The sequence below is a fragment of the Pseudomonas sp. MT92 genome (assembly GCF_058792515.1).
The window spans coordinates 223,063-236,011 of the sequence record NZ_JBXAFA010000003.1; the positions used below are offsets into that span (position 1 = coordinate 223,063).

A 12,949-nucleotide genomic window follows, 5' to 3' on the forward strand; every position below is an offset into this window, starting at 1 on the left:
CAGATTTCGTTCTGTGGAAGAAATCTTGTCCTACAAACATCATAGGCCCGGCCAAGAAGAATATTTCTCTCTGTTTCGTTGCGCTAAAGATCATTTGCAGATAAAAAATCTGCATAAACATAAAAAACAGGTGGTTTTATCTCGTGCGCAAACTGGACCGTACCGATATCGGCATTCTCAACAGCCTTCAGGAGAACGCGCGGATCACCAACGCCGACCTCGCCCGCTCGGTGAACCTCTCGCCGACACCGTGCTTCAACCGGGTCAAGGCGATGGAGGAGCTGGGCCTGATTCGCGAGCAAGTGACCCTGCTCGATGCCGACCTGCTGGGGTTGCACGTGAACGTGTTCATCCATGTCAGCCTGGAAAAACAGGTGGAGGAGGCGTTGCAGCATTTCGAAGAGGCGATTTCCGATCGCCCGGAAGTCATGGAGTGTTATCTGATGGCGGGTGACCCGGACTACCTGATCCGCGTACTGGTGCCGACCATTCAGTCGCTGGAGCGGTTCATGATGGACTTTCTGACCAAGGTGCCGGGGGTGGCGAACATCCGCTCGAGCTTTGCCCTCAAGCAGGTGCGATACAAGACGGCGCTGCCGTTGCCGGCCAATGGAATGACGCTGGATAAATAACATTCGATGGCGTTGTTATTGTTGTTGAATCAATAAGTCACACCTGTACAACGCCAATCTACAGTTTGGGTCCATGTTTATCGGATAGGGCTCCGTTTATGTTGTTTCCTCCATTGTTAATTAATAGTTGAGGTACAAGATGAATTCCCTATTGGATAAAGTTGCATTGGCCAGTTCGCTGGATGTGAGTGCTGATGATCTGGATGCGCTCGGTCATATAAAAGAATACCGGCCTCCGGTTTTCGGGCCTTACTTTGAAAGTGCGGCAGTCATACAGTCGGTAGATCCACAATCGCTTCTGAATCACGGGCCGGCATCCGCCAGCGATGAGAACGACGTCGGACTAGCCGCCGGCTGGTGTCCGGGAGGAAGCTGGAGCGGTGGCGTATGCAAGCCTTTCAATAATAATCGTACGCACTGGATGAGCACTTATACGGGTGTGCGGAATTTGCCTATACATTCGGCCATTTTGCCGGGTACTCATAATTCGGGATTTGACCTGAAGGCCGAGTTCGCTCCTTCTATGGAAGTTTGCCAGGATGTTTCGCCTCATGAACAACTGAACGCGGGCATTCGAGTGCTGGATATCAGGGTTCACCACTATTCCGGATATCTGGCGGGTGATCCCCGGCGATTCATGATTTATCACAGTACAACCAATGGTCGAACCATTCAGGGCGACATCATTAACGGAATCAAGTCCTTTCACTTCGGTTCGGGATGGGACCGTCGAAGAGAAATCGTGATTGTGAATTTCCATCAGTTCCGGAAATTTACCCAGGCTGCGCATGCAGAACTTATCGGTATTTTGAAGTCTTCTTTCGGCGACTCGATTATTTCCCCAACGTATAAAAATTTGAGTGTGTCGCAGATCTGGGGCTTGCCGGGATTCAAAAATGTTGTCGTGTCTTATAACGCTGGCGAGCGAGACCTTAGTTTCTGGCCGGGCGTCAATCAACGCTGGATCGGTTCCAACACCCCGTCGGACTCCGCTCTCAAGGCCTTCATCGACGTGGTGGGTAAAGAGGCCAAGCCTGCGGGTGAGCTCAGGTCGATTCAGGCCGCCCGTATGGCGTTTCCTCTTTTTGAACCGAAAGACATATCGAGTTCACTGATGTCATGGTTCGCGGCCGGTAATGCCCATTCTCCTATCATGAAGTACTACATCATCAATACAGATTGGTCGCTCAGGCATCGACTGGTCGATAACATCATCTATTCGAATCAGTTTCGTGCACGTACGTTGGGGCTTGAGGATGTCGAACAGGCCCACCCGACTGTCGCACGTGCCAAAAGCCTGCCCTCGGCCCGCCACATGCTGTTCAGAATCAGTGACGAGCACTGGTCGCCGACGGTCTCACTGCCTCCCATCCTGAGTGAGGAATCACACAGGCTGCTGGTCCGCTCGGACGCCAGCGCTGAATGCGTACTGGATATGCGCAACAGTGATGTCCCGATGGCTCGGGTGACGCTGTCAGCAGGTGATGCCGTGGCCTTCGTCTGTCTCGACGGTAGCGAGCAATGGCAGTTACAGGTCCGCGACTGTTCGCCTGATGATCATTCGCAATCGATTCCTGCACCCTGCGATGGAGAAAAGTTTGTTCGATACACGTTGTCCTACGGCAACTATTTGCCCTTGGTGTATCTACCGGCCGTGGCGGCAGCGAATGGCGTCGTTTTGGTCGTCAGCGAGGCACCCTACGAAACCAGGATATGTCATGCCCGGGGGGCGGATGAAATCGAGCATGTCATTTCGGCGGGGCAGACGCTTGCATTCACCTACGACGAGCCTGCCGGCGGCTGGAGTATGGAACCGGTTTTGACCAACGCTACATCTGATTGATCGGAATTTTCAGATAGCTCACGCCATTACCTTCCGCGGGCGGCATGTTCCCCGCCCGCACATTGACCTGGATCGCCGGCAGCAACAACGTCGGCATCCCCAGCCCCCTGTCGCGCCGGGTGCGCATGGCGACGAAGGTGTTTTCGTCGATGCCGTCATGTATATGAATGTTGCTTTTTCGTTGCTCGCCAACGGTACTCTGGCATTGCGCTTGCCGACCTTCAGGCGGGTAGTCGTGGCAGACGTAGAGTTTCACACCGGCCGGGAAGGCCAGCAGCTTCTGGATCGAAGCGTACAGATGATGCGCATTACCGCCGGGGAAGTCGCAACGCGCGGTGCCCACGTCCGGCATGAACAGTGTGTCGCCCACCAGGATCTGCTCGCCGTCGATCACGTAGGCCATATCCGCCGGGGTGTGGCCGGGGACGTGCAGGGCGGTGGCTTTCAGATTGCCGATCCTGAACGATTCGTCCGGGGCGAACAGATGGTCGAACTGCGAACCGTCCACGCAGAACTCCGGTTCAAGATTGAACAGCGCCTTGAACACCTCCTGGACCTTGCTGATCGACGCACCTATGGCAATCCGGCCGCCCAGTTCCCGACGCAAACAGGGCGCGGCCGACAGGTGGTCGGCATGGGCGTGGGTTTCCAGCAGCCATTGCACCCGCAACCGGTGTTCGCGAACGAACGCGATGATGCGGTCGGCCTGGGTGCTGGCGGTGCGCCCCGAGGCCGGGTCGTAGTCGAGCACGGGGTCGACGATTGCGCACTGACTGCCATCGGCTTCATAGACCACGTAACTGTAGGTCGAGGAGGCCGGGTCGAGGAAGGCTTCAATCAAGGCGGGCATGGTGGCTGTTTCTGTCTGGACGAGTATTGAGGGTAGTTTCATTTTCCCCGTGGTGGCGGCCTGCATGCTATTGAAGGCGGCTGTCCAGTCAGTAGCGGTTCCTGTGGCCCCCACCTCGGGGTCCACAGGCCCTACACCTTAAGTTGCTGACCCTGCCGACGAGCGGTCTTACGCCGAACTTGTTGCGCACCGCCGGCCGCTCCAAAGCAGCTGCAAACCGCCCCCAAGGCAGCGTATGGCGCCGCCGGTCCGCTTTCGATAATCGCCTCCGACACCTCGTCACCAGTCGCGGAGCGCGCCATGCACAACAATAAGAACTTCAAGCATCGTCTTTTACCGGTCTTCATCGCCAGCCTGCCGGCCCTTGGCCTGAGCTCGATGGCCGAGGCCGAGATCATGCTGTACGACAAGGACCAGACCACGTTCTCCACTGACGGCTATATCAACGCCTTTTACGTGAACAGTGACGTAAACCGTGAAGGGGACCAGTACGACCGTCGGCAGGCGCGGGTGAAGATGGGGTTCCTGCCGAACTACCTGGGCTTCAACATGGGCAAACAGGTCGATGATCTCAAGCTCGGCGCCCGGGCTTCGTTCTGGGTGACCATCAACGACAGCCAAACCAACGGCACCGACACCGCCATCGATGTCCGCCAGTTCTACGGCACCGTGGCCAACCCGCAATGGGGCGAAGTGCTGATCGGCAAGGACTTCGGCCTGTTTGCCCGTTCCAACATCCTGCTCGATGAACTGCTGACCGGGTACGGCCAGGTCAGCGACACCCTGGGGCTGGTGGACGGTGGCGGGGTCTCGTTCGGCAACATCGGCACCGGTTATCCCTATCCTTTCCCGACGTCGCAGATCACTTACCGCACACCGGTGATGGACGGTCTGCGCGTGGCGGTGGGCATCATGGACCCGGTGGACACCAACGACAGCAGCCCGACCGGCAAGGCCTATCAGGAGAACCCGCGCACCGAAAGCGAAATTACCTACCAGTTCGACCTGGCCGGCGCGCAGATCTATAGCTGGGTCAACGGCAGCTACCAGACGTCCGACAATACTGACTCCACCGTCAACAGCGTCACCTCAAAAGGCGTCGGTTACGGGGTGCAGGCGAAAATGGGCGGGCTGACCCTGGTCGGTTCCGGTTTCCAGGCCAAGGGCATCAACCCCTTCTTCACCAACAATGCCGGGGAACCGACCCTGCGCAACGTCGACAGCGACGGTTATCTGCTTCAGGGCTCCTACAAACTGGGGAAAAACCGCCTGGCGCTGTCCTATGGCAAGACCAATGACGATGGCAACGGAGTGGTCGGCAGTGGTGCCGACTATGAAACCCGCGGCGTCGCGCTGTTCCATGACGTGAACGACAACCTCAAGCTGGTGGCCGAGTACAACCAGTTCAAAATCAACGGTCACGATACCAGCGCCCAGAACGAAGACACCGATACGTTCGCGGTAGGGGCTGTAGTCACCTGGTAAGGGGTTGATCGTCCAACCCTTCCCAGTGGCGAGGGCGCTTGCTCCCGCTTTGGGTCGCGAAGCGGCCCCTGCTTTTGGTCGCGCATCGGCCAGGCAGGGGCTGCTTCGTCGCCCGGCGGGGGCAAGCGCCCTCGCCACAACAGCCCTCGCCATCCACTCCCGGCTCTCATCCCATCGAAGCGCCTGACCCCTACCCAAGTAGCATAGGTCGCACCAAACAGGCTTCGTACACTCGTACCTCATACATGCGCACCTGCGGGAGGCGACGATGCAGCAGGTCCAGAACGAAGGTATCGTCAGCGCGATGTCCCAGGCCACCGATGCCCAACAGGTGGCGCAGGAGCTGGCGCGACAGTTATTGCATCCGCACCTGGGGTTCGTGCTGTTCTTCTGTTCCGCCGAGTACGATTTGCAGGCGCTGGGGCAGGCCTTGCAACAGAGCTTCGGCGGCATTCGCCTGGCGGGCTGCACCAGCGCCGGGGAAATCACGCCGCTGGGGTATGGACGCAATTGCGTGACGGCGGTCGGATTCGATCACCGGCACTTCTCCATCGCCCTCGAACTGATCGACGAAATGGAGCGCTTCAGCCTGATCGACGCCCAGCAAATGGTCGAGCGCCTGGTCGGCGGCTGTCGCAGCAATACCCTGGCACCGATCAAGGGCAACAGCTTTGCCCTGACCTTGCTCGATGGCCTGTCCAGCCGCGAAGAAATGGTCCTGGCGGCCTTGAGCGCCGCGCTGGGCGACATTCCGCATTTCGGCGGTTCGGCCGGCGACGACAACTACCTGACCCACACCCATGTCTACTTCGACGGCGAGTTTCACAGCGGCGCGGCAGTCGTGGTGCTGGTCAATACGTGGCTGGACTTCGAAGTGTTCACCACCCATCACATCCTGCCCCGGGCGGAAAAACTGGTGGTCACCGGAGCCGACAGCGCGTCGCGGCGGGTCTTCGAACTCAATGCCGAGCCGGCCGCCGCCGAGTACGCCCGACACATCGGCGTGCCAGTGGCCGAGCTCGACCACCGGATCTTCGCCGCGCACCCCTTGGCGGTGCGGATCAACGAACAGTATTACGTGCGTGCCATTCAGCAGGTTCATGCCGATTTGAGCCTGAGTTTCTATTGCGCCGTGGAGAACGGCATCGTCCTCACCGCCATGACCCCCGGTCCCATGCTGCCGAACCTGCAGAGCCTGTTCGACGGCTTGCAGGAGCGTCTCGGTGATTTGCTGCTGACCATTGGCTGCGATTGTTTTCTGCGGCGCCTGGAGCTGGAGGACGACGGCAGCCTCGAGCAGATCGGCGCCTTTTTGCGCGAGCAGCGGGTGATGGGGTTCAACACCTACGGAGAACAGTTCAATGGCATGCACATCAACCAGACATTCACCGGCGTCGCCATTGCCCGAGGGCGGTCCCTCGGACTGCGCTGAACTGCGGGCGCAGATCGCCGGCCTGCAACACGACAACCAGAAACTGCAACGCATCAACGCCGCGTTGATCGAACGCATCGAGTCCGGGATCACCCGGGGCAATGATCCCTACGCCGCGTTCCAGCATTCGGTGGTGCTGGCCGAGCAGGTGCGAGAGCGCACCGACGCCTTGAACCAGGCCATGGCCGAACTCAAGGCCGGCAACCACTTGCTCAGCGAAGCGCGCTTGCGCGCAGAAACGGCTCATCAACACCTGATCGACGCCATCGAGAGCATCTCCGACGCCTTCGTGCTGTTCGATGCCCAGCAATGCATCGTCCTGTTCAACAGCCGCTTCAAGGCCTTCTGGAGCAACAGCCGGGTGCGGATCAGCGCCGGCATGCGCCTGACCGAGGTCAAGCGTCTGATGATGAACAACGGTCTGTTCACCGAAGAGCCGCGCGGGCAAGCCGACGAAAACCTGCTGTATCGCTTGCAGGACGGTCGCTGGTTGCAAGTCAGCGAGCGGCCCACCCAGGAAGGCGGGCGGGTGATTCTGTTCACCGACATTACCGACGTCAAACTCAGCGAAACCGTGCGCCGCGAGCAAGCGGTGGCGCAGAAGTCGCACCTGTTGCAACGGGCGGTCGACAACCTCTCCCAAGGGGTGGCGATGGTCAACGCCGACGGCATCCTGGAGCTGTGGAACCGCCGGTTCCTCGAACTCAGTGGGCTGGCACCGGTCGCGGCCCATCGTCCGTTTGCCGAAGTGATCGCCGACAGCGAATTGACCCTGCTGACCCCGGCCAGCCGCGACGCCAACGGGCGGCCCACGCAGGAATGCGAACAACGCCTCTACGATGGCCGGGTCCTGGAGATTCGCACCCATCCACTGCCCACGGGCGGATTCGTCAACACCTTCACCGACATCACCGAACGCTACCAGCACGCCGAAGCCCTGAGCGAAAGCGAGCGCTGGATTCGCCTGATCACCGACCATGTGCCGGCGTTGATTGCCTATCTGAACGCCGACCTGGTCTACGAATTCACCAACAAGGTCTACGAAGAATGGTACTGCTGGCCACGGGGCGTGATGCTCGGCCAAAGCTTGCGTGAAGTGCACAGCGAACAGCATTACCAGCGCCTGGAGTCCTACGTGGCCAGGGCGTTGGCCGGTGAGAGCGTGACGTTCGAGGTCGCCGAAACCAACGTCAATAATCAGGAACGCTACATGTTGCGTTCCTACGTGCCCAATCGGCTGGCCAGCGGCGAGGTGGTGGGGATTTTCGTGTTGATCCGCGACATCACCGAGCGCCGCCGCACCGCCGAGGCGTTGCATCAGGCCTATCAGAATCTGGAGCTGCGGGTGCGCGAACGCACCGCGGAACTGACCACCCTCAACGACCAGTTGTTGCGTGAGATCGAGGAGCGTCGCCGGGTCGAATCACGCTTGCGCGAGGCCAAGCAGGAGGCCGAGCAAGCCAACCTGTCGAAGACCAAGTTTCTCGCCGCCGTCAGCCATGACTTGCTGCAACCCTTGAACGCGGCACGGTTGTTCACCAGTGCCTTGCTGGAGCGCCGGGAGGCGGTCAGCAACGAGGTGCTGGTGCGCAACGTCAGCAATTCCCTGGAAGACGTGGAAAACCTGTTGGGCACCCTGGTGGATATTTCCAAACTCGATGCCGGGGTGATCAAGGCGGACATCGCGCCGTTCGCCCTGAGCGAGCTGTTGGACACCCTGGCGGCGGAATACACCCAGGTCGCTCGCAGCGAAGGCCTGGAGCTGCATTTCATTGCCTGTTCGGCGCTGGTGCGCAGCGATATCCAGTTATTGGCGCGCATCCTGCGCAACCTGTTGAGCAATGCCATTCGCTACACCTACAGCGGTCGCGTGGTGCTCGGTTGCAGGCGCCATCACCAGCGCCTGTCGATTCAGGTCTGGGACAGCGGCATGGGCATTGACGAAAATCGCCTGGAGGAGATTTTCCAGGAGTTCAAGCGTGGCGATGTGCAACGTCCGGATCAGGACCGCGGCCTCGGGCTGGGCCTGGCGATCGTCGAAAAGATCGCCGGCATTCTCGGGCATCGGGTTCAGGTTCGCTCGTGGCCAGGCAAGGGCTCGATGTTCTGCGTCGAAGTGCCGTTAAGCGCCACCGCACCGCAGGCAGCCCCTGGTTTGCTGATGAGCGAGCCGATGCTCGAACGGCTGCGCGGGGCGCGGATCTGGGTGCTGGACAACGATGCGACCATTTGCGCCGGCATGCGCACGCTGCTGGAAGGTTGGGGCTGCCGGGTGGTCACGGCGCTGTCGGAAGAGGACCTGGCACGGCAAGTGGACAACTACCACGCCGACGCGGACCTGCTGATCGCCGACTATCACCTGGACAACGATCAGAACGGTGTGGACGCCGTGGCCCGGATCAATGCCCGGCGCGGCTCACCGATCCCGGCGATGATGATCACCGCCAACTACAGCAACGAGCTCAAGCAGCAGATCCGCGAACTCGGGCACACCCTGATGCACAAGCCGGTACGGCCGATGAAGCTCAAGACAGCCATGAGTCATTTGCTCGCTCGGCCGTGATTTCCCGGGTGTGGGCGCCCCCCTGTAGGAGCGAGCCTGCTCGCGATGGTCGTCAACGATGACACGGGCTGTCTGAATGCCCGCGTTGCCCTGACGTTTATCGCGAGCAGGCTCGCTCCTACAGTGGTTGGGGTGCACCTGCGGGTGATTGGTGGGCTGTGACGCTCACCAATTCCTGTAGGAGCGAGCTTGCTCCGGGCGGCGTTCCGACGATGGTCGTTATGCGCTCTTCAGGCAAGCCTCACCGCCGCAAATACGACCCGAAATCAATGTCCCCGGCACTCAGGATCGCCTGCACCCGGTTGTGCACGTTGAGCTTGCGCAGGATCGCCGAGACGTGGGCCTTGACCGTGGTTTCGGCGATTTCCAGGGTGTAGGCGATCTGTTTGTTGGACTCGCCCTTGGTCATGCGTTCCAGCACTTGCAATTGCTTGCGGGTCAGGGCCTGGAGCAGCTCCGGCGGGAAACTCGGGGTGTCGTTCATCCGCCGGTGCGTACCGGTTCTGGCCGAGCGGATAATGTCCGGAGGCAAGTAGACGTTGCCGTTGAGAATCTGCTGGATCGCATCGGTCATCTGGCTGCGGGGCGAGGATTTGGTGATGAAGCCCACCGCGCCGTAAGTGATGGCTTGCAGGACGATTTGCTTGTCTTGCTCGGCGGACACGATCACCACCGGAATGGTCGGTGCTTCGTTGCGCAGGTTGATCAAGCCATTGAGCCCGTGCATGCCGGGCATGTTCAGGTCGAGCAGGATCAGGTCCAGGTCATCGTGTTCCTGGGTCAGGGCCAGGGCGCTGTCCAGGTCGGCGGTTTCCATCACTTCGCTGCCGGCAAAGCCGTCGCTGATGACGTTATGGATGGCTTCGCGAAACAGCGGGTGATCATCGGCAATCAGAATTTTGTACATAGCCTTTCACCTCATTATTTTGATTATGGTGTGGCAACAACACGCACGCGTAAAGCTCAGGGAAAGGGCTCGGGCCGGGCCGGCGTCACCGGCAGGTTGGCCGCCTGCCAGGCGTCCACACCGTCACGGTACCAGTACAGTGTCTTATAGCCCAGGCTGGCCGCGCGTTTGACCGCGTTCCAGCTCAACCAGCAGTCGGAGCGGCAGTAAAAGACCAGTGGTTGCGTCGGGTCACCGGCGGTCAGTTTTTTCAGGTTGTGCGCGAAATAGTCTTGCCACTGTGGCGTCAGCTCACCATCACCGGTATTGGCCAGCCAATGGCTGCCGGGCAGGTTTTCGTGGGGCTGGTCTTCGATGAACTGGCCTTGCAGCCATGGGCGGCGGTAAACGTCGATCAGCAGCGGGCGTGGGGTTTGTTCCAGCAGGGTTTGCAGGGCCGGTGTGTCGACGAGGATCGCGCCCGGCAACTCATGGGGCGTCGGGCTGCGGTACAGGTCGATGCGATAGCCCTCTGCGGAAAACAGCGGGGCTTGAGCGTGGGCGTTGCCCAGCCACAGGCTCAGCGACAACGCAGCAAGAGAGAGACGCAGCAGGCGACGTCGGGCATGCGGCATGGGTTCAGTCCTTATCGTTATGGACCCATTACATGCCAGTCGCGCTGCGTTTGGAATGCGACGATAGACAGGAAAACCAGTACTAAAGTAGTAATTCTGGTCCTTGGGGAGGTCTGTCAGCCGGATTTGCGCAGGGCGGCGTGTTGCGGGTTGAACGTCAACACGGCCAGCAGCGAAAACAGCAGGGTCAACCCCACGCACACCGCCAGCGCCAGGGCATTGAAGCGTTCATACAAGGCAAACCGCACCAGTTCCACGGCATGGGTGAACGGGTTCAGGGCGCACAGCCAGTACAACCATTCACTGGACTCGCGCATCTTCCACAGCGGATACAGGGCCGAAGACAGAAAAAACAGCGGGAAAATCACGAAATTCATGACCCCGGCAAAGTTTTCCAGCTGGCGGATCGCGTTCGACAGCAAAAGGCCCAGGGCACTGAGCATCAGCGCCACCAGCAACAACGCCGGCAAGGCCCACAACAGGCCCATGGCCGGCGGTCGCACACCGTAGACCCAGGCGATCGCCAGAAACGCATACACCTGCAACAACGAAATCAGCGCCGTGGCCAACAACTTGCTGCACAGCAGAAAGGTCCGGGGCAGGGGGCTGGTCAGCAGCACGCGCATGCTGCCCATCTCGCGGTCGTAGACCATCGACAGCGAACCCTGCATGCCGTTGAACAGCAGGATCATGCAGGCCAGGCCCGGAATGATGTACACCTCGTACGGAATATAGGTGTCGTAGGGCTCGATGATCGCGATGCCGAGGGCCGCACGAAAACCCGCGGCGAACACCAGCAGCCATAACAAGGGCCGCACCAGCGCGCTGAGAAACCGCGTGCGCTGCAGAACGAAGCGCAGCCATTCGCGCAGCACGATGCCGCTGAAACATTGCCAGTACGCATTCATCGGGCGGCTCCGGAGGTGGTGAGACGGGTGAAGGCCGAATCCAGATCGCCGCCGTGTTCCAGGCTCAGGGCATCGGCCTGGCCGCTGGCGACCAGTCGTCCTTGATGGAGAATCAGCAAGTCGTCGCTGGGCTGCACTTCGTCGAGCAAATGGGTGGTCCAGAGCACGCTGATGCCCTGCTCGCGGCACAGGCTGCGAATGTGCTGGTTGAGCGCCAGACGACTGGCGGGGTCGAGTCCGACACTGGCTTCGTCGAGCAGCAGGAGGCGTGGCTCGTGGAGCAGGGCACGGGCGATTTCCACCCGACGGCGATGCCCGCCATTGAGTTCGCGTACCCGTTCGCGCCGGCGTTCGGTCAGGGCCTGGCGGGCCAGCTCCGCCTCGACCCGCAGGGCGCTCTGGCGCCGGGACAGGCCATGCAGCGCCGCGTGATAACGCAGGTTCTGCTCGACGCTGAGGTCCAGGTCGAGGGTGCTTTGTTGAAACACTACGCCCAACTGCCTGAGCGCCGGGCGTGGCGTTCTGGACAACGAGCAGCCACCGACGCGGATGTCTCCGTGCTGCACGTCATAGAGCCGGGTCAGCAGGGCGATCAGGGTCGATTTGCCGGCACCGTTGGGCCCCAGCAACGCCGCGAAGCGCCCCGGTGCCAGGCTGAAACTGACTTGGCGCAAGGCCTCTCGGGCTCCGTAGGCGAAGCTCAGGTCGCTGACCTCCAGGGCGTTCATGGGGTCACCACCACGCCCCAGGGATAGCGTCCGACCTTCACGGATTTGATGACCTTGAGGCTTTCGACATCGATCACCGAGACGTCACCGCTGACGCCGTTGGTGGCCAGCAACTGTTTTTGATCCGGGGTAAACGCCATCTGCCAGACCCGTCGCCCGACCAGCAGGTAGTCGAGAATTTCGAAGGTCTTGGCATCGATCACCGCCACATGGTTGGCCGGGCCCAGCGCGACGAAGCCGTACTTGCCATCGGCGCTGAGTTTGACGCCCACCGGTTGGACCTTGTCCGGGTGCACGCCCTTGATCTGGAAGTTCAGGGTCTTGAGGATCTTGCGGCTGGCCACGTCGAGAATGGTCACGGTGCCGCCGATTTCCGCCGAGGCCCACAGCTGCGAACCGTCCGCTGAAAACTCGACGAAACGCGGGCGCTGATCCACCAGGGTGCTGTCAGCCAGGGTCTGGGTGCTGGTGTCGATCCAGTGCAGCATGTTGGTGGTTTCGCTGGTGTTCACCGCCCACTTGCCATCGGGACTGACGGCCATGCCTTCGGGTTCGACGCCGACGTTGATCTGGCTGAGGACCTTGGAGGTTTCGGTATCGATCACCGTGACCAGCGCATCGTCTTCGTTGGACACATACAACCAGCGATTGTTGGGGTGCAGGGCGAATTGCTCGGGATCCTTGCCCGACGGCAGTTCCTTGATGATCTTGCGCGTGGCCACGTCCATCACCTGCACCCGGTCCGAGTCGCTGGCGCAGATGTACAGCAGCTTGTTGTCATGGGACAGCAGCAGGCCACGCGGACGCTGGCCGACGGGCAAGGTCTCGGTGACTTGCAGGGTCTGCATGTCGATCAGGCTCAGGCTGTTGTCCTTTTCGTTGGAGACCCAGGCGGTGCTGGCCGCGGCGTGTCCCGCAGCGAGCAGCAGGGCGCATGAAAGCAGGGTGCGGCGCATGGCAGATTCCTTATTGTTGTCGTTGTAGTGA

The 12,949-nt window shown here is 60.4% G+C and carries 11 protein-coding genes; 5 read left to right on the top strand and 6 right to left on the bottom strand.

What is annotated here, in order from left to right:
- Positions 1-143 precede the first annotated feature (143 nt).
- Both bkdR and AC1Q6D_RS06895 read left to right on the top strand, forming a co-directional pair.
- Positions 144-632 carry a Bkd operon transcriptional regulator BkdR gene (bkdR, locus tag AC1Q6D_RS06890; RefSeq protein ID WP_047528178.1) on the top strand — a complete coding sequence of 163 codons (489 nt, stop codon included), beginning with the start codon at positions 144-146 and terminating at the stop codon, positions 630-632.
- Between the two features lie 139 nt (positions 633-771).
- Positions 772-2,475 carry a hypothetical protein gene (locus AC1Q6D_RS06895; RefSeq protein ID WP_103404270.1) on the top strand — a complete coding sequence of 568 codons (1,704 nt, stop codon included), beginning with the start codon at positions 772-774 and terminating at the stop codon, positions 2,473-2,475.
- Here AC1Q6D_RS06895 and AC1Q6D_RS06900 read toward each other — a convergent pair.
- Complete coding sequence (locus AC1Q6D_RS06900; protein WP_103404271.1) at positions 2,462-3,325, bottom strand: MBL fold metallo-hydrolase; 864 nt, start codon at positions 3,323-3,325, stop codon at positions 2,462-2,464. The two genes, AC1Q6D_RS06895 and AC1Q6D_RS06900, sit on opposite strands and share 14 nt — an antisense overlap.
- Before the next feature lie 300 nt (positions 3,326-3,625).
- Here AC1Q6D_RS06900 and AC1Q6D_RS06905 point away from each other — a divergent pair, with 300 nt between their 5' ends.
- The 3 genes from AC1Q6D_RS06905 (at position 3,626) to nahK (ending at position 8,805) form a co-directional block, all read left to right on the top strand.
- Positions 3,626-4,810 carry a porin gene (locus tag AC1Q6D_RS06905; RefSeq protein ID WP_103404272.1) on the top strand — a complete coding sequence of 395 codons (1,185 nt, stop codon included), beginning with the start codon at positions 3,626-3,628 and terminating at the stop codon, positions 4,808-4,810.
- A 268-nt stretch (positions 4,811-5,078) separates the two neighbouring features.
- On the top strand, positions 5,079-6,242 hold the full coding sequence (gene nosP / locus AC1Q6D_RS06910) for a nitric oxide-sensing protein NosP (RefSeq protein WP_103404273.1): 1,164 nt from the start codon (positions 5,079-5,081) through the stop codon (positions 6,240-6,242).
- On the top strand, positions 6,211-8,805 hold the full coding sequence (gene nahK, locus AC1Q6D_RS06915) for a hybrid sensor histidine kinase/response regulator NahK/ErcS' (protein WP_103404274.1): 2,595 nt from the start codon (positions 6,211-6,213) through the stop codon (positions 8,803-8,805). Before nosP ends, nahK begins: the two co-directional genes overlap by 32 nt.
- Positions 8,806-9,046: 241 nt before the next feature.
- On the opposite strand, the gene AC1Q6D_RS06920 is transcribed toward nahK, so the two are convergent.
- The 5 genes from AC1Q6D_RS06920 to AC1Q6D_RS06940 all read right to left on the bottom strand — a co-directional run bounded on the left by AC1Q6D_RS06920 (position 9,047) and on the right by AC1Q6D_RS06940 (position 12,918).
- Positions 9,047-9,712 carry a response regulator transcription factor gene (locus AC1Q6D_RS06920; RefSeq protein WP_047528184.1) on the bottom strand — a complete coding sequence of 222 codons (666 nt, stop codon included), beginning with the start codon at positions 9,710-9,712 and terminating at the stop codon, positions 9,047-9,049.
- 56 nt (positions 9,713-9,768) lie between these two features.
- Entirely contained in the window at positions 9,769-10,326 is a 558-nt protein-coding gene (locus AC1Q6D_RS06925; RefSeq protein WP_103404275.1) for a PQQ-dependent catabolism-associated CXXCW motif protein, read from the bottom strand.
- Positions 10,327-10,442: 116 nt separating this feature from the next.
- Positions 10,443-11,234 (bottom strand): ABC transporter permease, encoded by a 792-nt coding sequence (locus tag AC1Q6D_RS06930; protein ID WP_047528186.1) that lies wholly within the window; start codon positions 11,232-11,234, stop codon positions 10,443-10,445.
- The gene (locus AC1Q6D_RS06935) at positions 11,231-11,962 is read right to left on the bottom strand and encodes an ABC transporter ATP-binding protein (protein ID WP_103404276.1); all 732 of its coding nucleotides are present in this window, start codon (positions 11,960-11,962) and stop codon (positions 11,231-11,233) included. The genes AC1Q6D_RS06930 and AC1Q6D_RS06935 overlap by 4 nt, the downstream gene beginning before the upstream one ends.
- Complete coding sequence (locus tag AC1Q6D_RS06940) at positions 11,959-12,918, bottom strand: YVTN family beta-propeller repeat protein (RefSeq protein WP_047528189.1); 960 nt, start codon at positions 12,916-12,918, stop codon at positions 11,959-11,961. Before AC1Q6D_RS06940 ends, AC1Q6D_RS06935 begins: the two co-directional genes overlap by 4 nt.
- Positions 12,919-12,949: the final 31 nt, after the last annotated feature.